The organism is Hoylesella oralis ATCC 33269, from assembly GCF_000185145.2.
GTDB classification, from domain to species: Bacteria; Bacteroidota; Bacteroidia; order Bacteroidales; family Bacteroidaceae; genus Prevotella; species Prevotella phocaeensis.
Map to the genome: position 1 here is coordinate 876,743 of NZ_GL833119.1, position 20,802 is coordinate 897,544.

Below are 20,802 nucleotides of genomic sequence, written 5' to 3' on the forward strand. Positions count from 1 at the left end.
AAACGCAGTGAACGGCGCTACGGCTGTTCACTGCGTTTTGTTTTATTTATTTTCATCTGAACGGTTGTCTGCCGTTCTTATTTATTTCAATTTACTTCGTAACAACCTGCTTAATACGCTGCAATCCCTCCATCATCTGGCTGCGAGGACATGCAATGTTCAGCCGTATAAAGCCCTCGCCGGTCTGCCGGCCATACATGGTACCGCTGTTGACTTTTACTTTTGCTTCGCTCAGGAGCTTTTCGGTAAGTGCGTCGGAAGATATTCCGAGAGGCTTGATATTTACCCATACAAGGTAAGTTCCTTCGAGGCGTGTAACTTCTAACTGCGGCATGTTGGCCGCAAAATAGGTTTTCAGTGTCAGATAATTGTCATAAAGATAGGCGTTGAGGGCATCTAACCAATCGGAACCTTCGTTGTATGCTGCCTGCAGGGCTATGACTCCGAATGGATTTACATCGCATACTTCGTTGATATTGATAGCACGGTCGATACGCAGGCGTGTTTCCTTATCATTGCAGATGATGTTGGCGATCTGTAAGCCAGCCGTGTTGAAAGATTTCGAAGGTGAGTTGCAGGTTATTGAGTTGTTGAGTGTATCCTCCGAAATCGATGCAAACGGCACAAACGTATGGCCGGGCATAACGAGCTCACAGTGTATTTCGTCGGCTATTACTTTCACTCCGTGCTTCATACACAGTTCGTTCATGCGCAGCAGTTCTTCGCGCTTCCACACCCGTCCGGCAGGATTGTGGGGATTGCATAGAATGAACAGCTTGACAAGAGGATCGCTTAATTTGGCCTCGAAGTCGTTCCAATCTACATAGTAGGTGTTTTTCTGATAAACGAGGGGGCTTTCTACCGCCTCGCATCCGTTGTTTTTTATTGAAGAAAAGAAGCAGTTATATACGGGAGACTGTATAAGTACTTTGTCTTTAGGCTGCGTAAGTGCCTTGATAATGGCCGAAAGAGCGGGCACAACGCCCGATGTATAAAGAATCCACGAGCGGTCTATCTGCCATTGGTGGCGGCGATTGAACCAGCCGATGACCGCATCGTAATACGAACTCGGTACGAGTGTGTAGCCGAAAATGCCATGTTCTACACGGCGTTGCAGGGCTTCGATAATGCAAGGAGCTGTTTGGAAATCCATATCGGCTACCCACATCGGGATGATGTCGCTGTCTTTAAGTTCGTCCCATTTATAGGAATTAGTACCTCTTCGTGTAATGATTTTGTCGAAATCGTAGTTCATAACCTATTTAAGTTTAATGAGCATTTGTTATGATTGGCGGGTGATGATCTCGCAGTCGGCAGGAGCAATCACGTTCTTGTCTATTGTTACCGAGCCAATTTCATCGGCAATGATCTTTCCGGAAGTAGGATTTTTAATATTTGTGATGGCTCCTTTGATGTCTGCGTTTACGGTTGAATATTCGAAAGCGCGGTCGCAATCCTTGTCGAACGTACAGTTTTCGAGAGTCAGGTTGTCTGCATAGCACAGCGGTTGCTCCCCCTTGATGTGACAGTTTACGAGTCTAAGGTTTTTAGAGTGCCACCCTAAATATTCTCCATCGAGTTCCGAGTCGTACACAGTTACGTTTTCGGTTTCCCAGAACGAGTCTTTTGTAGTGATTTTTGCATTGCGTATTTCTGCATTCTTCACATACTGGAACACATATTTGGCATCGCTGGCAAGACCGTCTACCTTGATATTCCGGCTTCCCATGAACGGGTATGTGCCGTCGTGCAGCTCTACATTCTTTAAAATAAGGCCGTCTATGTTCCAAAAAGTCTCGTCTGCATCGGTTATCTTTACGTTTTCAAGCTCCAAATTCCGCATCTCTCGGAAGAATTTAGGGCCGTCTATAATGCTGTCGGTTATCCTCATATTGTATGAATACCATATTGCCGAGCGCGATTCCGGTGCGAAATAGCAATCTGAGATATTGGCTCCATCTACGTGCCACCATGGATATTTGCCGTAAAATCTACAGTTATGAGCATCTACATCGGTACATTCTTTAATGGCCGATTCCCCGTCTGTGATCGTTACATTTTCTAATTGTACGTTATGAATTTCGAAAAGAGGACGCTCGCCACCGAACTCTTTGTCTTTTATAATTTCTTTCTGCATGATAATTTATTTCTATTTGTGCCGGCAAAAGTACAAATATAATCATAATAAACATGTAAACGAATTACGGATAATCGTACCAAAATTGCAGGAGGAAACTGAAGGCATCGGTTCTAAATGCCTATTGTTTCAATATTTCCACGTGCAATGTTTGCTCTATCAGGTCAATGATATAGTCTATATTGTCTGTGTTGAAATCGGCTGTAAGCCGTTTGTTGTAATCATTGGCTGAAAGTTTTACGCCGTAATAGAGTTCGAGATCGTCTAATACTTGACGCATAGATGCATTGTGAAAGTAAAATTTATGCGTCGCCCATGCCAGATGATTTATGTTGCCATTGGCCATAATCCGTGGCTTATCGCTGCCTTTACCAAGCGTAGCACGCATGCCTTGCGTAAGTATTATGCCGTTGTGTGAATTTTTCGAGGAGAATATAACTTTTCCGTTGGTAACGAATACCGTTGCTGCATCTAAGGTTTCGGCGATTTCGAACTTGGTTCCGAGCACTTCCACCTGTCCCATATCGCCTGTAATCCTAAAGGATTTCTCCGGATCATGGTGCACCTCGAAGTAAATTTTACCCGTCATAGCCACCGTACGACAGTCGTTCTCGCTGTATTGAAGTGAGGAGTGAGGCGAAAGCGTTACTTTTGTACTGTCGGGAAGTATAAAGGTTTGCACTGCATTTTCTGCCGTCAGTACCGTTTGTTTTTGGTGGAAAAGCATGAATGCTCCGGCAATTATCAAGGTTATCACGGTTGCCGCTACTGCTGATATGCCCCATGTAGAACGGCGACATGTTCTGCCTGTGCGAACTTTGAACAGGCCGATGGCACGTTGTGTATCGATTTTTCCTTCGCTGTAATATCGAAGTACGAAATCAATTTCTTTCTTGTTGTTCTTTTCCATTTTAAGGTTTCTTTTCATACTGTTTGATTATGTGGGGGAAATGTTATTGTTGAGGAAGGTCTATCCAGTCGCACTGGGTATGGTTGCAGGCGCCCATTACACCGATACCTCCCGTTATATTCGAGAATGTAGGGGTAATTTGTGCCAGTCCGTGTTTGGCCAGATCGTTGTTGATAATATCGTTCAGCGATTTCAGAAAATGATAATATTCCGGAGAGAGCTTATATAAAAATATCTTGAATTGCACTTTAGCCTCGTTTGTAGATTGCACCTGTGTCTGGTAGGTCGGGATATTCAAGTGCAAGGTATAGCTTTTACCGTTGATGCTTCGGTCGTTGAAGATATAGAAATATTGATAGAAATGATTGCTGAAGCCTAAGTTTTTATCAAGATCGGATAGCGGTTTAAAGAGCTCTTCTCCATGTATATCGAGTGCAGCCCATATCAGAGACGTATCTCGTTGTGCCGAAGGATTGCCCTGCATGCCGTTTTTTTGCTTATTGCCATGGCCGGATGACCGCTGTGGAGAGATAGTTCTAATGAGTACTTTTATGCCATAAAAGTCTTCTGTGCCGACAAGATCGGAAAAGGAGGCCTGCAATTGATAGTAGTCGGTCTTAGTATAATCATCGTCGATACGGCTGACCAAATCTATTTGTTTGAATAATATGGGTACGGATTCCGGAATAACTGTGGATGAAGAAATGGCCGGATAGCCTTCGGCAGATACTTGCATTTGAATTATATCACCCACATGTTGTTTGGCCAAAACATAATAGTACCCATGTTTGTAAGGGTGTACTTTGCATATATTGCCGTTTACTGTGTATTTGATATCTGCATTGTTGATCGGGGGTATCTGTTTTTTATCTTTTTCCTGTGAAAGACTTATGGGAATAGAACCCGACAGATAGATGAAAGTTGTATCGTTAAGAGAGGGGAAAGTATATGCTACGATCTTCCGCGTATCGCCCAACTTTCCCAAATCGAAGTTATCGCGACACGATACGTTAATTACAAATATGGATAATATAAATAGGTACCTTTTCATATAGGAGTCAGAATTTGATGGTATAACTTGCCGATGGAATAATCGGAATAAAGCCTTTTGTTTGCGCATAATATTGCCCGTTGTTGTTTCGTTTGATTTTTACATATAAAGTGTTAAGATGACAGTACGCGTTGAAAATGCTTATATTCCATATACGTTCGTGCCCGCGTTTGGTTGTATGGCGAAAATCTACGCCTATATCGAGCCGGTGATATGCCGGCAACGATACATTGTTGGGACAGTTGTAAACAAATCCATGCCTTTCTGTTTGTTCTTCTTCGGGATAAGTGGCTTGCGGGATATGGCCGGGAACTCCCGAAGGTATATCCGGAAAAGCGATATATTGTGTGGGCAATGTGAGCCGATTACCGGTGTGATAGTTCCATGATGCAAAGCCGTAAATACGGTTGGAAAGTCTGTAACGGCATACGATGTTCAGTTTATGACGATTGTCGAACTTATCGTAATACCAGTCTTTGTAAAAGTCGTTAAACTTTCTTTCGTTCCATGATAGTGTGTAAGCGGCATCTAAGTTTATCCGTTTGTTTTTATACGACAGGTCTACTTCCATGCCGTAAAAGCGTCCTTTCCCGGCTATAATATCGTTGTCCCACTTGTCGGCAGGCGGTTCCAGTCCCATCCAATTCTTGTATTGCGTAAGATGACGTGAGTATTTGTAATAACCTTCTACAGAGATAAACAAACGTTTGTTCAGTTGTGAGTATCCTCCCACGGCGATTTGATAAGATCGCATAGGCTTTAGACGTGCGGTTGTGGGCACCCAATAGTCTGTAGGCATATCTAAATAAGTATTCGATATTTTGTGTATGAATTGCGTCATGGTGGTAAACGACGTTTTCAGAGAAGTGTATTGAGAGAGCTGATACTTTATAGCAAAGCGCGGATCTATATTGGCAAAGGTTTTTCTATCTGCATAGAACGTGTCGAAGTGTAGCCCCGCATTCAGACTCCAATGCCTGTTTACCGTAAATTCATCTTCTATATAAAGGTTTGTTTCGAGTGCCTGTTGGTAGTTTCTGCCTTCCATTCTTACGGAATCCAGTTGCTTTGTATCGTCTGCACTTCCATATATATCGAGCCTACTGTAAGTCTGCGGGCGAAACATGTGGTACGTGTAATTGTTGCCGAACCTGATATGATGCTTAGGAATAGGGCGATAATCGAACTCGGTGCGGTAACCCACATCGTAAATGGTAGAGCGGTAACCATGACGGGTGTACGTTATGTTACGCACATCGCCATTGTGTATCGTGCGATCATCATCATAATTATCGTAGATGGAATTATAATATGAGCATACGGCTGTAAAGTTTGCGAAGAGTTTTGGCGATAACTGTATGTTCCAGTTGAGGGCTGCATTGAAGTTACCCCATTTGAATGAAGTCTCTGTAACGTTATGATTGACGGATTGGCCAGATTCCCATTCGTATCTGTCCTTTGTTCTCAATGCATCATGTCCGGAATAAATGCTTAGCGAAATCTTGTTTCGATTGTTGAACAGATGGGTTATTTTTCCGTTGATGTCATGGAAGTGATAGTTTATCGTAAACTTTTCTTCCTTATTGTTGTGGTTGATGATGGCGAAGATCGGTTTCGATAATATGTCTATCCAGCTGCGCCTGATGCCGAAGTTGAAGGATGTTTTTCCTTTACATATCGGACCTTCTACTTGGAAACGGCCGTCGAGTAATCCTATGCTGTAGCTGCTATGGAAACTGTTCATGTTGCCATCGTTGGTACGTACATCTATTACGGAAGACAATCGTCCGCCATAACGTGCCGGAAAGCCGCTCTTGTAGAAATCCACGTTCTTTACAACATCGGTATTGAACGAAGAAAACACGCCGAGAGTGTGATTTGTGTGATATAGAGGGGTGCCGTCGAGCAAGAAGAGGTTCTCGTCGTTGTTGCCACCATGTACATATAAGCCCGATGTAATTTCAATTCCCTCAGCTACACCCGATATGCGTTGCAGACTTTTTACCACGTCAGGCGAACTGAATAGTGCAAATTCCGTCTTTAGGTCTTTCGATGTGAGCGATCGTTTGCCCGTCTGTGTGGTCAATATGGGCGAGTTAAGGTTGCCCGTTACCACTATTTCGGCGATATTTGCATTCTCTATGAGCGATACATCTATGGTCTTGTTGCTATAAAGCATAATTGTATCGTGCACATCTTTATAACCTATGTAAGACATTGTGATGTTGTGTTGCCCTTCGGGCAGGGTAAGACTGAAATAACCATGCTCGTTTGTCATCGTTCCTATGCCGGTTGTTTTATCGAACACGGTAGCATTGATCAGCGTTTCTCCCTTTGTATCGCGGATATACCCGTTTAGTGTGTGGCGTAGCGGTACAGTTTCCTTGCGCTGTTCTGTCCGTTTCTTTTTCTTCTTGGTAAGTATTATGTAATTGTCTTTTAGTGTCCATTCTATTTCCGTATCTGCAAATAGTAAGGTGAGGCACCTTTTTAAAGGGAGTCCGGTAAGCGGTTTACCTCGGTAGGGGCAGTCTACATCGATAGAGGCATCGTAGATGAAGTTTACTTTCAGTTCACGGTGCATACGTTTCATCTGTTGCCTGATGGTCGTAAACGGTTTTTCCGCCCTGCACACATCCGGCAACAGTATGAACAATGATAGAATGATATATGTATAGAAGATTTGCTTCATCCGTTCAAATATATACGCTTTAACTGTTTAATTATTGCGTTTTCAACCTCTTAACCATCTGTTTTAAGGAGTCGGGCGCTTCGATCAGCAGGCGAAATGTTAGTATCTATGATCAAATGTAGTGAATGTATCCTGAAAAAATCAAGCGAGATATTTATGCTATTCTTGCTGTATTCCTGCCTTTCGAGCGCCTTATCCTTTCTTTTTGAGTTAATTGTCTTTTTTGAATATGAATGAATTACTGTTTATGTGTCTGCATCTGCTTCGTGGTTTATAGACCTTTCAACAGAATGCGGGTGTCGTTCTTCGTATCAAATATAAGGCTGCCGTGGCCTTGTCCTATACGGATTTGTCCACAAAAGTTTTATTCATATACATTTTTAAGACGCGAGAAAGAGGAAATCCCCTATACCTATATCGCTTTTTTTCTAAAAATATTTTTTCGGAGGAATGGATGATATACTTGGCTCCATGATACAATTACAGAAAATGCACCCTTGTGGGTGCATCGATATTTCTTCCGTATATATAATATATTTACGTTTAAATATTAATGAAAGACAGTATCTTATCGGTGGCGCCAGCTCTGTTCTTAACGAACATACCGGCTGCGAGACCGCTGTTCTTTAGGTAATCTGAATTGTTGATGAAGCGGTTCATCTGATGTGTAAACGATGGATAATTGATTATTTCGAAGCCTCCTTGGGCCATGAGCAGTCCTTGTGCTTCCTGAAAATGGCGGTTGTTGGGACCGAAGATTACCGGAACTTGCCATACGGCAGCCTCCAGTACGTTATGAATACCTACGCCGAAACCGCCGCCTACGTAAGCAATTTCGCCGTAATGATAGATACTCGATAGTAATCCGAAGCAATCTATGATGAGGCAATCGGCCTGTTGAGCTTCCTCGGGAGTGGCTTGCGTGTAGCGTATGGCCTTGCGATGAAGTTTCTGGGCGATTTCTTTCAGATGGTCTTCCGAAATAACATGCGGCGCAATAATTACTTTCCAATCCTTGTGAATATTGAAGAATTTAATGAAGATATCTTCATCTGGTTGCCAACTTGAGCCTGCCACGAAAACTTTGTTCTCACCTTTGAATGCTTCGATAATAGGAAGTTGTTTGCTTGCCTCTTTGATTTGGAGTACACGGTCGAAGCGTGTGTCGCCTGTAATCGTAACGTCTGTGATACCAATAGTGGAAAGAAGATACTTGCTTATTTCGTTCTGAACGAAGAAATGGGTAAAGCAATTGAGCACTTTACCGTATTGACGGCCGTACCATTTAAAAAAAACTTGATCGGGACGGAATATGCTTGATACGCTATATACGGGTACATGACGGTGTTTGAGGATATGTAAATAGTTGTACCAGAACTCGTATTTGATGAAAAACGCCATCACCGGACGTATGGCACGCAGGAACCTACGGGCATTACGAATAGTGTCGAGGGGGAGATAGCAGATAATGTCGGCTCCCTTGTAATCCTTTCTGACCTCATAACCTGATGGTGAAAAGAATGTCAGTAAAATCTTGTATTCGGGATGCTCGCTTCGTACACGCTCCATCAACGGGCGACCTTGTTCGAATTCTCCCAAGGATGCGGCGTGGAACCAAACGTATTGATCATTGGGATTTACCTTTTCTTGCAGTATCTTAATAGTTTGGCGTTCGCCATGCCACATCTTCTTGACTTTCTTACTGAAGATGCTGGCTATCGCTACGCCCAATAGGTATATGTAAATGGTGAGATTGTACATGCCTTATTTCAGTATCTCAATAGCTCTTCGTAAGCGTTTTATTGTTTCTACTTTCCCGAGGAATGCGCTGATGTCGAACATACCGGGCCCTTTGCCTATGCCTACGAGTGCCAAACGGAAAGCGTTCATCACATCGCCGAGTTTATATCCTTTTTCCGCAACCCATGCAAGTACTGTCTTTTCTTGTTCTTCAATGGAGAAGTCTTCGATATTTTCAAGTACGTCGGCAAGTTCTCCCATTACTTGGGCAGAGTCTTCTTTCCAACGTTTACGTACGGTCTTTTCGTCGTATTCTATCGGGGCGATGAAGAAGAATGAACAAAGTTCCCATAGTTCTTTAACGAAATTTACGCGATCTTTCATCATGTGAACAACGAGTGTAATACGTTCCATGGTCTCGTCTATGCCATTATTGGCGACAATCGGGGCAAAGAGATGTGCGATCTCATCATCGCTTTTTCTAAGAATATATTCATGATTGAACCAAATTCCTTTCTGATAATCGAAACGGGCACCCGATTTAGAGCATTTGGTTATATCGAAAAGGTTAACCAACTCTCTAAGCGAGAAGATTTCTTGGTCTGTTCCCGGGTGCCATCCTAATAATGCAAGAAAATTAACTACGGCTTCGGGGAAGTATCCGCTTTCACGGTAGCCGCTGCAAACTTCACCTGTTTTTGGATCATGCCATTCCAATGGAAAAACTGGGAAGCCGAGGCGGTCTCCGTCGCGCTTGCTTAATTTGCCTTTACCTTCCGGTTTTAGCAGAAGCGGAAGATGTGCGAATTGGGGCATTGTGTCGTCCCAACCGAAGGCGTGATATAGGAGTACGTGCAATGGGGCACTTGGTAACCATTCTTCACCGCGGATTACGTGAGTGATCTCCATCAGATGATCGTCGACAATATTAGCAAGGTGATAGGTAGGAAGCTCGTCGGAACTCTTATAGAGAACCTTGTCGTCTATGATATCGCTTTTGACTGTCACTTCGCCACGGATGAGATCGTGGATATGGATTTCTTGTCCGGGTTCGACCTTAAAACGAACTACGTATTGTTCTCCGTCTTCTATACGTTGTTTCCACTCGCTACGATCCATTGTAAGAGAATTACGCATCTGCATACGTGTATGGGAATCGTATTGGAAGTTTGGAGTTTTATTGCGCTTCTGGTCTAATTCTTCCGGGGTATCGAAGGCAATGTAAGCTTTACCGTTATCCAGCAATTGCTGGACATATTCTTTGTATATCTCTCTTCTTTCACTTTGACGATAGGGACCATGTTGCCCGCCAAAGCTTACTCCTTCGTCGAATTTAATGCCTAACCATTTAAAGGATTCTATGATATATTCTTCTGCTCCCTGTACAAAACGGTGCGAATCTGTATCTTCAATTCTGAAAACAAGTTCTCCATTATGTTGGTGTGCGAAGAGATAATTATATAGTGCGGTACGTACGCCACCGATATGTAAAGGCCCTGTAGGGCTCGGTGCAAAGCGCACTCTGACTTTTCTTTCTGCCATCTTAGTAAAAAGTAGATAAGATATAAATTTTGTGCAAAAATACATCTTTTTTTGCATTTTGGCGTATTTTTTTTCGTATTTTCGCAAAGTAAACGTATTAAAGCAGGATTATATGAATGTTTTAGATAGGGCGCAGCAACATTTTTGGCGTAATTTCTTTACGCGCTTTGTATTGGTTTTTATTACTGTTGTGCTTATAGTTTGGTTTCTTCCGCGCAATGAAGAGGTAAGACTGCGATATGATATCGGTAAGCCGTGGACTTATGGATCGTTTATCGCAAAGTTTGATTTTCCGATCTACAAGACAGATGAGGCTATAAAAGCAGAGCAAGATTCGTTGATAGATACTTTTCAACCTTATTATAATTATAAATCCAAGATAGAATCTCAGGCCCTTGCAAAGTTCTCTGAGGACTTTAAAGAAGGTATTCCCGGGCTTTCTCCGGAGTATAAAATGATAGTAATAGACCGTTTGCATCGTCTCTATCAAGCTGGTATCATGAGTACGCCTGAGTATAATGTTATGTCGGCAGACTCAACAAAAATGATTCGTGTTGTCAATGGAAAGAAAGCACAGAGTGTACTTGTCAACTGCATTTTCTCTACGATGTCGGCATACGAACGTCTTTTTACGGATGAACGGCTCGCACCGGTGAGACATCTCCTGCAGAAATACAATTTGAATGAATATATAGAGCCCAACCTTGTTTATGACAAGGAGCGGAGTGTGACCGAAAGAAACGATCTTTTGAGTGGAATACCCATTGCAAGCGGTATGGTGATGAGCGGACAAAAGGTGATTGATCGTGGCGAGATTGTGGATGACAATACTTATCGGGTGCTCAGTTCTTTCGAAAAGGAGATGAAACGACGTAGCGCCACGTCTCAAGAAATAACCAACGCATTGATAGGGCAAGTCATCTATGTGGCTATTTGGGTAATTCTGTTCACGCTCTATCTTGCGCTTTTTCGAAAAGATTATTTTGAGAAGCCACGTTCCATAATGATGCTTTATACCATGATAACGATCTTCCCAATTGTGGTATCGCTGATGATGGAACACAATTTTTTCAGCGTATACATTATTCCTTTTGCCTTGGCACCGATATTTATTCGGGTGTTTATGGACTCCAGAACGGCATTTATCGCCCATGTTACGTTGGTTCTCCTTTGTGCTGCTGCGGTGAAATACCAGTATGAATTTATCATTATCCAGCTTGTTGCAGGTCTTGTTGCCATTTATTCGCTCCGTGAGCTCTCCCGAAGAGCACAGGTATTCAAAACGGCTGTTTTAGTTACCATAGCAACAGCCGTGATGTATTTTACTCTTCAGCTGATGCAGAACAGCAATATCAATACGTTCAATAACGACATGTATTACCATTTTGTAGCTAATGGAGTATTTTTATTGCTTGCATATCCTTTGATGTATCTCATAGAAAAGACTTTCGGTTTTACTTCAAATGTAACTTTGTTCGAATTATCTAATACGAACAAAGGGGTATTGCGCGATCTTAGTGAGATAGCCCCGGGAACGTTCCAGCACTCTATTACGGTAGCTAATCTGGCAGCCGAGATCGCCAACAAGATAGGAGCGAACAGTTTGCTTGTACGTACAGGCGCACTATATCACGATATAGGAAAAATGCTAAATCCGGTTTTCTTTACTGAAAATCAAGCCGGTGTCAATCCTCACGATAAAATGTCGTGTCAAGAGAGTGCGAAAATCATTATCAACCATGTCTACGACGGCATCAAACTTGCCGAAAAATACGGCCTGCCACAATTTATCAAAGATTTTATTTCTACACATCATGGGCGGGGAATAACAAAATATTTCTACATAAAGTATAAGAATGAGCATCCCGATGAGGAAGTCGATCCGGAAGTGTTTACCTATCCCGGCCCTAATCCCTTTACTCGCGAGCAGGCAATTCTTATGATGGCCGATTCGTGTGAGGCTGCATCTCATTCGTTGCAAGATTATACGGAAGAAAGCATCAGCACACTTGTCAACAGAATTATTGATGAACAAGTGGCATCAGGTTTTTTTACTAACTGTCCTATCACTTTCAGGGATATCTCATTTGCCAAACAGGTATTGATAGAACGTTTGAAAGCCATCTATCATACTCGCATCTCCTATCCCGAACTGAAAAAAGAAGAAAAGGATAAAAACGATATTTAATCTTGCACAAATTAACCGATTTGCGCAAGATTAAATGGCTGCATGGTTAACGTATATTAAATAATTGTTCCGTTTAAAGGAATAAAAGAACAATTTAAATACCTTTGCAAACAATTTTTTAAAGGTATTTAAGATGAATAAATTTAAATTGTTATGCGTTGTTATTGCGATAACATACGTTTCCAACACACAGGCAGGAGGCTTGTTAACTAATACAAATCAAAACATTGCATTCAACCGCAATATGGCACGCGACGGTGCGATAGGCATCGATGGTGTGTATTCTAATCCGGCGGGAGTTGCTTTTTTGAGCAAGGGATTGCACCTTTCATTCAATTTCCAGAATGTTTATCAGACGCGTGTAGTTCAAAGCGGCATTACTGTTCCGGCTTTGAAGGGCACACCTTATTATCAGCCATTCAAGTTGAATGGTGGTAATGAGAACGGCGTTAAAGAGTTCAAAGGCAAGGCATCTGTACCTATTCTTCCATCTTTTCAGGCAGCTTTGAATTACGATCGATGGGGATTTCAGGTGGGTTTTGCACTTAACGGAGGTGGAGGCAAGGCCACTTTCAATCACGGGTTGGGCTCATTCGAGCGCGAAATCTCCATGATACCGGCATTGCTCCATTCTCAAAATCTCACAACCACCACTCCAAGTTATGGTGTGAACAGCTATATTAGCGGGCAACAGTATGTATTTGGCATACAACTCGGAACCACCTATAAGATTAATAAGCACATGGCAGCCTATGCAGGTTTACGCTTTAATTACGTTTGGAATAAGTATGAAGGAAGCATAACCGACATCAGAGCCAATATAAACGGCAATAACGAGAACCTTTATGAATACTTCAACAAGCAGGCAAATACCTATAAAAACATGGGTTTCTATTATAAAATGAGGGCAACGGAGATAACTGATCCTGCTACAAAGGCGAAGTATGAGCAAATGTCGGCCAAATACGAGGCCGGAGCGGAACAACTATCCAAGACAGGAGCCCGTTTTGCAGATAAATACCTTAATTGTACGCAAGAGGGATGGGGCGTTACGCCGATTATCGGTTTCGACTTCAAGTACGGAAACTGGAATGTAGGTACCCGACTTGAGTTCAATACTCATCTTAACATAGAAAACCATACCAAGCGCGACGATACCGGACTCTTTCAAGACGGGGTGAACACGCCGAACGATTTACCGGGCATTTGGACATTGGGTGCCCAATATTCGGTGTTACCCAACCTTCGTGTGATGGGCAGTTACCATTATTATTTCGACAAGAGTGCCAAGATGGCTAACGATAAGCAGACCAAATTGGGCGGCAACACGCAGGAGTATCTTGCCGGAGTGGAGTGGGATATCAATAAAGATGTGCTCGTGAGTGCCGGCGTGCAACGTACCAAGTACGGATTAGGCGACGGCAGTTACCTTACGGATATGAGCTTTGTTACAAGCAGTTATTCTGTCGGTTTCGGTGCTTCTTTCCGTGTAATGAAAAATGCCCGTATGAACGTGGCTTATTTTTGGACGAATTACGAGCATTTTGATAAGACCTACACCCAGAAAGTTGGCGGAATGGATACAGAAAACACCGATAACTTCTATCGTACGAATAAGGTGTTCGGTGTGGGCTTGGATATTGATTTTTAAACATATACAGTAATTAATTTTAATTTTTTGACCGTTTGGCAAGGCTATGGAGACGTGACGAAAGCCGCACCCTAATGCTTTGACCTGACGGTTTTTTTATTGTGTAATATATAGGCGGCAAGTGTAAGCGGTATGCAACATCGGTCTATTATCGATAGACGGGTATTGCATACCGCTTATATATATTGTTTATCTTGAAAGGATAAAATATGTGTGTTAGCAGTTCGAGGCTGCCGGTTGACAAAGACGATACTTTATAGCGGATCGACATCGTAATACACCTGCAACGCAGCGTTCCTCTTGTCTTGCATGAGCTGCTGCAGAGCACTACGAAGATATCGGCGTACAAGTTTTTGGTCGATATTGTTTTCGAGCTTTATCACGATTTTGCGTATATACATTGTTTTTATACGGGCAACGGCAGGCCTGTCGGGGCCTAACACACGTTCGCCGAACCATCCGCGCAAACGGCTCCCCATTTCGATGGCCGCCGTTTCTGCCACGTCTTCATGGCGGTGGCGCAGGTAGACATAGATCAGTCTGTAAAACGGAGGGTAACGGAACATGCGACGCTCTTCCAGCATATCTTGGTAAAAGCCGGCGTAATCGTTGTCGACAACTTGCCGTATAACGGGATTGTCGGGACTCTTCGTCTGTAACAGAACGAGGCCCTGCTCACTTTTTCTTCCGGCCCTTCCGCTCACTTGCGCCATCATCATGAACGCATGTTCATAGGCTCTGAAGTCGGGATAGTTCAACATAGAGTCGGCATTCAGTATGCCTACCACGCTCACCTTGTCGAAATCCAGCCCTTTGCTGATCATCTGCGTGCCGATGAGCACGTTTGTTTTGCCGTTAGAGAAGTCGGCTATCAGCCGTTCGTAGGCGTTTCGTGTGCGCGTGGTGTCTAAATCCATGCGCGAGACATGGGCTTCAGGGAAGATATCTCGTATATAATCTTCTATTTTCTCCGTGCCATACCCCCGCCCTTTCAGATCTGTGTTGCCGCAGTTGGGGCATTCCGTGGGCACCATGTAGGTAAATCCGCAATAATGGCAGGTCAGTTGGTTCATGTTCTTATGGTAAGTCAGCGACACATCGCAGTTGGTACATTTGGGCACCCAGCCGCATACGTTGCACTCAATCATGGGGGCAAAGCCCCGTCTGTTTTGAAATAAGATGACTTGTCGGCCGTTGTTCAATGCTTCTCTGATAGCTGCAAGCAAGGTAGGCGAAAATGGTCCCGTCATCATCTTGCGGTGCTGCAGGTCTTTAATGTCGATTACCTTGATATGGGGCAGCTGTATATCTTTGTAACGCGATGCAAGCGTTACCAGTCCGTACTTGCCCTGTTTGGCATTGTAGTAGCTTTCCATCGAAGGTGTTGCTGTACCCAGCAGCACTTTAGCGCCGTACATCCGTGCCAAGACAATAGCTGCAGAGCGGGCATGGTAGCGGGGCGCCGGTTCTTGTTGCTTGAAACTCGTTTCGTGTTCCTCGTCGATAATCACCGTTCCGAGTCTTTGGAAAGGCAGAAAAACGGCACTTCGGGCACCGAGGATAATGTCGTAGGGGTTCTTGGAGAGTTGTTTATTCCAAATCTCCACACGTTCTGCGTCGCTATATTTGCTGTGATAAATGCCCAATCGGTTGCCGAAAACCTTGTGCAACCGCTCCATGATCTGTACCGTAAGGGCAATTTCGGGCAATAGGTAGAGCACTTGTTTGTGTTCTTGCAGGGCTTTTTCTATTAGATGGATATAGATTTCCGTCTTTCCGCTTGATGTTACGCCGTGCAAGAGCACCACATTTTTCCGCATCATCTGCATGAGTATGCGGTTATAAGCATCCTCCTGTGCGGGGTTCAATTGTTTGATGAGTTCGGGATGAGGCTCGCCTCCGTTGTTCAGCCGGCCTACTTCCTTACGGTAGGTGTAGAGTATTCTCCGGTCGACGAGTGCTTTTACGGCAGTCATGGTGCAGTGCGAAGCGTTCATCAGCTCCTCCCTTGTTACCTCTTGCGGTTTGTCTGTGGCGGCGTTATGGCACAGCAAGTCCCAATGAGAGAGTGCAAGAAAATCGATGAACGCTTTCTGTTGTTTGGTTGCCCTCGCCAGCATATTGAGCGCGATGTGCAGTGCTTGCTCGTTACGATATGCGGGTGTCAGCCCCACATACAGTTCCGTTTTCGGTTTGAACCCCTCTTCAGCCTTGAGACCTGCGGGCAGTGCGGCCGTGAAAACATCGCCCAACGGTGCCATATAGTAATCTGAAATCCAGTTCCACAGCCGTAGTTGTTCGGGTAAAAGCACCGGCCGGTCGTCTGATATCGCCTTTATTTCCTTGACGTCGAAGTCTGGTTTGTGGTCATGAAGGCGCAATGTAATGGCTGTATATGTCTTGCTGCGTCCCAACGGAACGAGCACCCGCATGCCTTCGGTGAGCTTTTCGGCCATCTTATCTTGCACGGCGTAGGTGAATGTTCCGTCGAGCGGCAGAGGCAATATCACGTCTACATATTTCATCAATCGATAGTATAAAGGGGCTGTTTATGTTGACAAAGGTATATAAAAATGCGGAATTATGTAGATGTTGTGTTGGCATTTCTGATATTTCGTCTGCGTATTCTCCATTCGGTTGGGCGGAATAACGGTCGAATATTTATTCTCTAAGGTATTTTCTCTGAACTCGAATGGAAGCGGTATAACGGTTCCAGCCATCGTTTTTCGGTAAAAGTATATGTGAGCAACCGTAGGCTATACGATGAAGAAGTGGATAGTATTACCGATATATTCGAGCCTTTATACAGGCAGTCATGTTATCTGATAAGAGCTGCTCGGCAGGGTAGGGTGCGGAATGTTGGCGAGTTGGAATGCAAGGAATACGGAAAAGTCCCGCGAGCTGCTAAATGAACGGCTGACTGTTTCGTATGATAGCCTACGCGGTGTAGAAAAATAAGTAGAAGAAGTCGTCCACTTTTCCCCTCAATACCTTCAGTGCTTTGCTTATCTGATGCTCTACTGTCCTCTCTGAAATGCCCAGTTCGGCAGCTATTTCGCGATATTTTTTATTGTCGCGTTTACTCATTATGAACACTTGGCGGCATCTCGGTGGCAGCGAGTCGATGGCTGTCCATAGCTCAGCCTCATGCAGTGAGCGTTCTGCAGCCTCTTCATCAGAGATGTTCCCATCGAGGTCGGTAGGTGAGATATTCGTGTCTATCGGATTTGTACGGCGCAATGTGTCGATACATTTGTTGCGTACAGCGGTGTAAAGAAATGCTTTCGGATTTTCTGCCTTGCATTCCCATAGCTTTACAAAGCACTCCTGCACGATGTCTTCTGCTGCATCTGCATCTTTCAGATAGTGGATGGCATAAAGACACAATGGCCTGTAATAGTAGCGAAATGTAAGGTCTATGTTCAATCCTGAAGAAATAAAATAAGGGAAAATACAAAAAATAATTGTAAAGAAGTGAAGAGGCGAACTTGTCGTTTACACCTCTTCACTTTGTTTTTATTCTTGCGGAATGGAATTACAAGTTCGGATTAAGCTTGCTCCATTCGGAGATTGCCGGAACTATGTTCAACGTTACCAGTTCGTCGCGCATCTTACAAAGATGCTCATAGCTTGCGTCTAACTTTGCATTTTCCTCTGTTGTCCCCTGCGGAACCTTGAAGTGAGCGCCGGTAGTGTCGAGTGTGGTGTCCATTGCCATCATGATATGGTCGTATTTGTCGGTCTTTACGTATGTGCCGACTGGGTATTTGAACGGTTCTCCACCCATCACTGAACGGATCATCTCTACGGAGAGATAGGCCGGACTTTGGAAAGACGAGCGTCCTCTGAGTTCTATAATCTTGGCACCGCCCTTGGTAACATCGGTCTTCATCTGCTCCCATTCCTCGGTCGGGAATGCCGGTGTGCCGATGAGATCGGTCAGTGGTTTGCCGTCGATCGTGGTGTGCGAGCCGAATACAGCCATCTGTTCACCGTGTCCGCCGTATGTTGCGCAGCCCTTTACTTCACTCTGCATCACGTTGAACTTTTTAGCCAATGCGCTTTGCAGGCGTGTAGAATCGAGAGCGGCAAGCGTGGTTACCTGCGACGGTTTCAGTCCGGAGTACAGCAGGGTTACCAATCCAGTGAGATCGGCAGGATTGAAGATGATCACTACATGCTTCACATCGGGGCAGTATTGCTTGATATTCTTGCCCAATCCTTCGGCTATTTCGCAGTTACCTTTCAGCAAGTCTTCGCGTGTCATGCCTGCCTTGCGGGGCGCACCGCCCGAAGAAATGATGTATTTTGCATTAGTGAATGCTTCTTTAACATCGGTTGTCGCTGTGATTTTTACGTCGCCGAAACCGCTCTGGCGCATCTCTTCTGCCACACCTTCGGGCGAAAATACGTCGTAGAGACAAATGTTGTTTGTTAAACCCATGGTAAGTGCGGTCTGTACCATGTTGGAACCAATCATGCCGGCAGCACCGACGATTGTCAATTTCTCATTGGTTAAAAATGCCATAACTGTAAATTATTTATTTTAAATGTATGATTATATCCTTATTTTTATATGTGCGCAAAGTTACAAAAAAATAGAGTATTCGTGTTATTTATTAAGTCTTTTATTTGTTATTTATTATAAAAAGCGGAACGCTTTGTCATCTGTATTTGGCAAAATGCATCAAGAATGATAACTGTTGCTTGTGTGTTTCGTTTTATTTCTCTATCTTAGCGCGGTGAAAGTCATACTTATTTAAATCCGAAAGAATATGGAAACCATTCAAAAACGACTGATAGCCTTGCGCGAAGTGATGAGGCAAGAGCATTTGGGAGCGTTTATCGTTCCGAGTACCGATCCGCACAACGGCGAATATGTGCCAGAGCATTGGAAGTGCAGAGAGTGGCTCTCGGGTTTCAACGGATCGGCCGGAACGGTGGTGGTGACGGCAGACAGAGCTGCTCTGTGGACAGACTCGCGCTACTTTATTGCCGCCGCGGAACAGTTGCATGGTACGGGTATCGAGCTTATGAAGGAATGCGTGGCTGGTACACCTACCATCTCGCAGTGGATAGGGGCGCAGCTGGCGGATACAAACAGCAAAGAAGTGGGCATAGACGGCATGGTGGCTTCGCTTGCCACTGTAGAAGAGCTGAAAAAGGAATTGCGAAAGGCGGGCGGACTCACTCTGCGCACCAATCTCGATCCGTTTGCTGAGGTGTGGAAAGACCGCCCCCCGTTGCCCGTAGACAAGGTTTCTGTTTATCCTATATGTTACGCCGGCGAGCCCGTAAAGGACAAGTTGCAGCGCACCCGCCATGCCCTGCGCACGCTACACGCGGATGGTATGCTGGTTACGGCGCTCGACGAGATTGCGTGGCTGCTCAATCTGCGCGGTACAGATGTGCGTTGCAATCCCGTTTTCGTAAGTTTCCTGCTCATTTCCTCCGTCGGCGCGACGCTCTTCATCGACCGCGACAAGCTCACTGCAGAAGTCGTTGCGCATCTGCAGGAGTGCGGCGTGGGCACCGCCCCCTATCAGGATGTGGCGAAAGGTCTTACTGCCTACTTCGAGTACAGTATATTGATAGATCCTGCCAGCAGCAACTACACCTTGGCGCGGGCTGTGAAATGTCATGAAATTGTCTATGCTCCGTCGCCCGTAGCACTCCTTAAAGCGGTGAAAAACAAGATTGAAATCGCCGGTTTTCGTAGCGCCATGCTTAAAGACGGCATCGCTATGGTGAAGTTCCTCCGTTGGCTTATGCCTGCTGTATCGACGAATAAAGAAACCGAGCTCAGTGTATCGCGCCGGTTGAGGGCATTCAGAGCGCAGCAACCGTTGTTTCGTAGTGACTCTTTCGATACCATCTCGGCTTATCAGGCACATGGGGCAATTGTGCATTACGAGCCTACCGAGGCCACCGATGCGCCACTGAAACCCGAAGGATTGCTGCTTATAGACAGTGGGGCGCAGTATCTCGATGGTACTACGGATATCACTCGAACCATTCCGCTGGGCCCTCTAACCGAGGAACAACGCCATGTATACACCTTAGTTCTTAAGGGTAACATTCGTTTAGCCATGGCAAAGTTCCCCGATGGTGCCTCGGGAACGCAGATTGATGTCCTTGCACGCGAGGCAATGTGGCGTGAAGGAATGAACTATCTGCACGGAACAGGCCACGGTGTGGGTGCATATCTGAACGTGCACGAGGGCCCTCAACAGATACGAATGGAATGGAAGCCCGCGCCGTTGCGTGCAGGCATGACCGTTACCGACGAGCCCGGGCTCTATCTTCCGCAGCGTTTTGGGGTGCGCATAGAGAACACCATGCTCGTCACAGACTACCGCGAGACAGACTTCGGACGTTTTCTGCAGCTCGAACCCCTCACGCTCTGTCCCATCGACACTACTGCCGTTGACCGCAGCATGCTGCTTCCCGAAGAAACGGAGTGGCTCAACGCCTACCACAAGATAGTGTACGACCGCTTGAGCCCCCACCTCTCGGCCGAAGAAAACGAGTGGCTCCGTCGTGCTACGGCGCCCCTCTGAGACGATAATATACTGATGTGAAAGGAGCGAATTATCAGATACAAAAGACTTGTAACAGCATTTAAGATAAAACATACGACGAAAATGTATTTTATAAACGTATATTCTATTAGTCTTATATCTATCTTATATCGGTCATATACCTGTTTTATACCAACGGTATTTTATTATTGTATGAAGAACTAAAATCGTTTTTTACGGTTCAGAATATATCGACTGACAGTATATTGTTGTCATGGTATCAGTTTCAGAATTCTCGGATTTCGATGATGATCAAAGTTTTATAAATGCTGTGACAAATGCATAAAAGAAGTATTTTTTATTCCTCAGT

Annotated in this window: 13 protein-coding genes; 3 read left to right on the forward strand and 10 right to left on the reverse strand. The window is 44.6% G+C overall.

Annotation, left to right across the window (positions count from 1 at the left end; translation table 11 throughout):
* Positions 1–91: 91 nt before the first annotated feature.
* The 7 genes from HMPREF0663_RS06265 to gltX form a co-directional block, all read right to left on the reverse strand.
* Positions 92–1,255, reverse strand: coding sequence for a MalY/PatB family protein (locus tag HMPREF0663_RS06265; RefSeq protein ID WP_004369484.1), 1,164 nt, complete (start codon positions 1,253–1,255; stop codon positions 92–94).
* A 27-nt stretch (positions 1,256–1,282) separates the two neighbouring features.
* Positions 1,283–2,137 (reverse strand): DUF3737 family protein, encoded by an 855-nt coding sequence (locus HMPREF0663_RS06270; protein WP_004369485.1) that lies wholly within the window; start codon positions 2,135–2,137, stop codon positions 1,283–1,285.
* A gap of 121 nt (positions 2,138–2,258) precedes the next feature.
* Positions 2,259–3,065, reverse strand: coding sequence for a FecR family protein (locus HMPREF0663_RS06275; RefSeq protein ID WP_004369486.1), 807 nt, complete (start codon positions 3,063–3,065; stop codon positions 2,259–2,261).
* 25 nt (positions 3,066–3,090) lie between these two features.
* Positions 3,091–4,098: a DUF4249 domain-containing protein gene (locus HMPREF0663_RS06280; RefSeq protein WP_004369487.1), complete on the reverse strand. Its 1,008-nt coding sequence runs from the start codon at positions 4,096–4,098 to the stop codon at positions 3,091–3,093.
* Between the two features lie 7 nt (positions 4,099–4,105).
* On the reverse strand, positions 4,106–6,790 hold the full coding sequence (locus HMPREF0663_RS06285; RefSeq protein ID WP_004369488.1) for a TonB-dependent receptor: 2,685 nt from the start codon (positions 6,788–6,790) through the stop codon (positions 4,106–4,108).
* A gap of 543 nt (positions 6,791–7,333) precedes the next feature.
* Positions 7,334–8,551: a 3-deoxy-D-manno-octulosonic acid transferase gene (locus HMPREF0663_RS06290; RefSeq protein WP_004369489.1), complete on the reverse strand. Its 1,218-nt coding sequence runs from the start codon at positions 8,549–8,551 to the stop codon at positions 7,334–7,336.
* A gap of 3 nt (positions 8,552–8,554) precedes the next feature.
* On the reverse strand, positions 8,555–10,072 hold the full coding sequence (gene gltX, locus HMPREF0663_RS06295; protein ID WP_036875525.1) for a glutamate--tRNA ligase: 1,518 nt from the start codon (positions 10,070–10,072) through the stop codon (positions 8,555–8,557).
* A 112-nt stretch (positions 10,073–10,184) separates the two neighbouring features.
* Between gltX and HMPREF0663_RS06300 the strand changes: the two genes are divergently transcribed.
* Together HMPREF0663_RS06300 and HMPREF0663_RS06305 are read left to right on the forward strand one after the other, a co-directional pair.
* Positions 10,185–12,260: an HD family phosphohydrolase gene (locus HMPREF0663_RS06300; RefSeq protein WP_004369491.1), complete on the forward strand. Its 2,076-nt coding sequence runs from the start codon at positions 10,185–10,187 to the stop codon at positions 12,258–12,260.
* Between the two features lie 133 nt (positions 12,261–12,393).
* Complete coding sequence (locus tag HMPREF0663_RS06305; RefSeq protein WP_004369492.1) at positions 12,394–13,911, forward strand: membrane protein; 1,518 nt, start codon at positions 12,394–12,396, stop codon at positions 13,909–13,911.
* Between the two features lie 254 nt (positions 13,912–14,165).
* Here the strand turns inward: HMPREF0663_RS06305 and priA are convergent, their stop codons facing one another.
* The 3 genes from priA to HMPREF0663_RS06320 all read right to left on the reverse strand — a co-directional run bounded on the left by priA (position 14,166) and on the right by HMPREF0663_RS06320 (position 18,439).
* A complete protein-coding gene (gene priA, locus HMPREF0663_RS06310) occupies positions 14,166–16,436 on the reverse strand; it encodes a replication restart helicase PriA (RefSeq protein ID WP_004369493.1) in 2,271 nt (756 codons plus the stop codon).
* A gap of 412 nt (positions 16,437–16,848) precedes the next feature.
* On the reverse strand, positions 16,849–17,337 hold the full coding sequence (locus HMPREF0663_RS06315) for an RNA polymerase sigma-70 factor (RefSeq protein WP_016665325.1): 489 nt from the start codon (positions 17,335–17,337) through the stop codon (positions 16,849–16,851).
* 109 nt (positions 17,338–17,446) lie between these two features.
* The gene (locus tag HMPREF0663_RS06320; RefSeq protein ID WP_004369496.1) at positions 17,447–18,439 is read right to left on the reverse strand and encodes a malate dehydrogenase; all 993 of its coding nucleotides are present in this window, start codon (positions 18,437–18,439) and stop codon (positions 17,447–17,449) included.
* Between the two features lie 247 nt (positions 18,440–18,686).
* On the opposite strand from HMPREF0663_RS06320, the gene HMPREF0663_RS06325 reads away from it, so the two are divergent.
* The gene (locus HMPREF0663_RS06325; RefSeq protein ID WP_004369497.1) at positions 18,687–20,471 is read left to right on the forward strand and encodes an aminopeptidase P family protein; all 1,785 of its coding nucleotides are present in this window, start codon (positions 18,687–18,689) and stop codon (positions 20,469–20,471) included.
* Positions 20,472–20,802 lie beyond the last annotated feature (331 nt).

Excerpts from the sequence above, each read along its gene's own strand:
- HMPREF0663_RS06265 (WP_004369484.1), bottom strand. The coding sequence starts at position 1,255 with ATGAACTACGATTTCGACAAAATCATTACACGAAGAGGTACTAATTCC.
- HMPREF0663_RS06270 (WP_004369485.1), bottom strand. The coding sequence starts at position 2,137 with ATGCAGAAAGAAATTATAAAAGACAAAGAGTTCGGTGGCGAGCGTCCT.
- HMPREF0663_RS06275 (WP_004369486.1), bottom strand. The coding sequence starts at position 3,065 with ATGAAAAGAAACCTTAAAATGGAAAAGAACAACAAGAAAGAAATTGAT.
- HMPREF0663_RS06280 (WP_004369487.1), bottom strand. The coding sequence starts at position 4,098 with ATGAAAAGGTACCTATTTATATTATCCATATTTGTAATTAACGTATCG.
- HMPREF0663_RS06285 (WP_004369488.1), bottom strand. The coding sequence starts at position 6,790 with ATGAAGCAAATCTTCTATACATATATCATTCTATCATTGTTCATACTG.
- HMPREF0663_RS06290 (WP_004369489.1), bottom strand. The coding sequence starts at position 8,551 with ATGTACAATCTCACCATTTACATATACCTATTGGGCGTAGCGATAGCC.
- gltX (WP_036875525.1), bottom strand. The coding sequence starts at position 10,072 with ATGGCAGAAAGAAAAGTCAGAGTGCGCTTTGCACCGAGCCCTACAGGG.
- HMPREF0663_RS06300 (WP_004369491.1), top strand. The coding sequence starts at position 10,185 with ATGAATGTTTTAGATAGGGCGCAGCAACATTTTTGGCGTAATTTCTTT.
- HMPREF0663_RS06305 (WP_004369492.1), top strand. The coding sequence starts at position 12,394 with ATGAATAAATTTAAATTGTTATGCGTTGTTATTGCGATAACATACGTT.
- priA (WP_004369493.1), bottom strand. The coding sequence starts at position 16,436 with ATGAAATATGTAGACGTGATATTGCCTCTGCCGCTCGACGGAACATTC.
- HMPREF0663_RS06320 (WP_004369496.1), bottom strand. The coding sequence starts at position 18,439 with ATGGCATTTTTAACCAATGAGAAATTGACAATCGTCGGTGCTGCCGGC.
- HMPREF0663_RS06325 (WP_004369497.1), top strand. The coding sequence starts at position 18,687 with ATGGAAACCATTCAAAAACGACTGATAGCCTTGCGCGAAGTGATGAGG.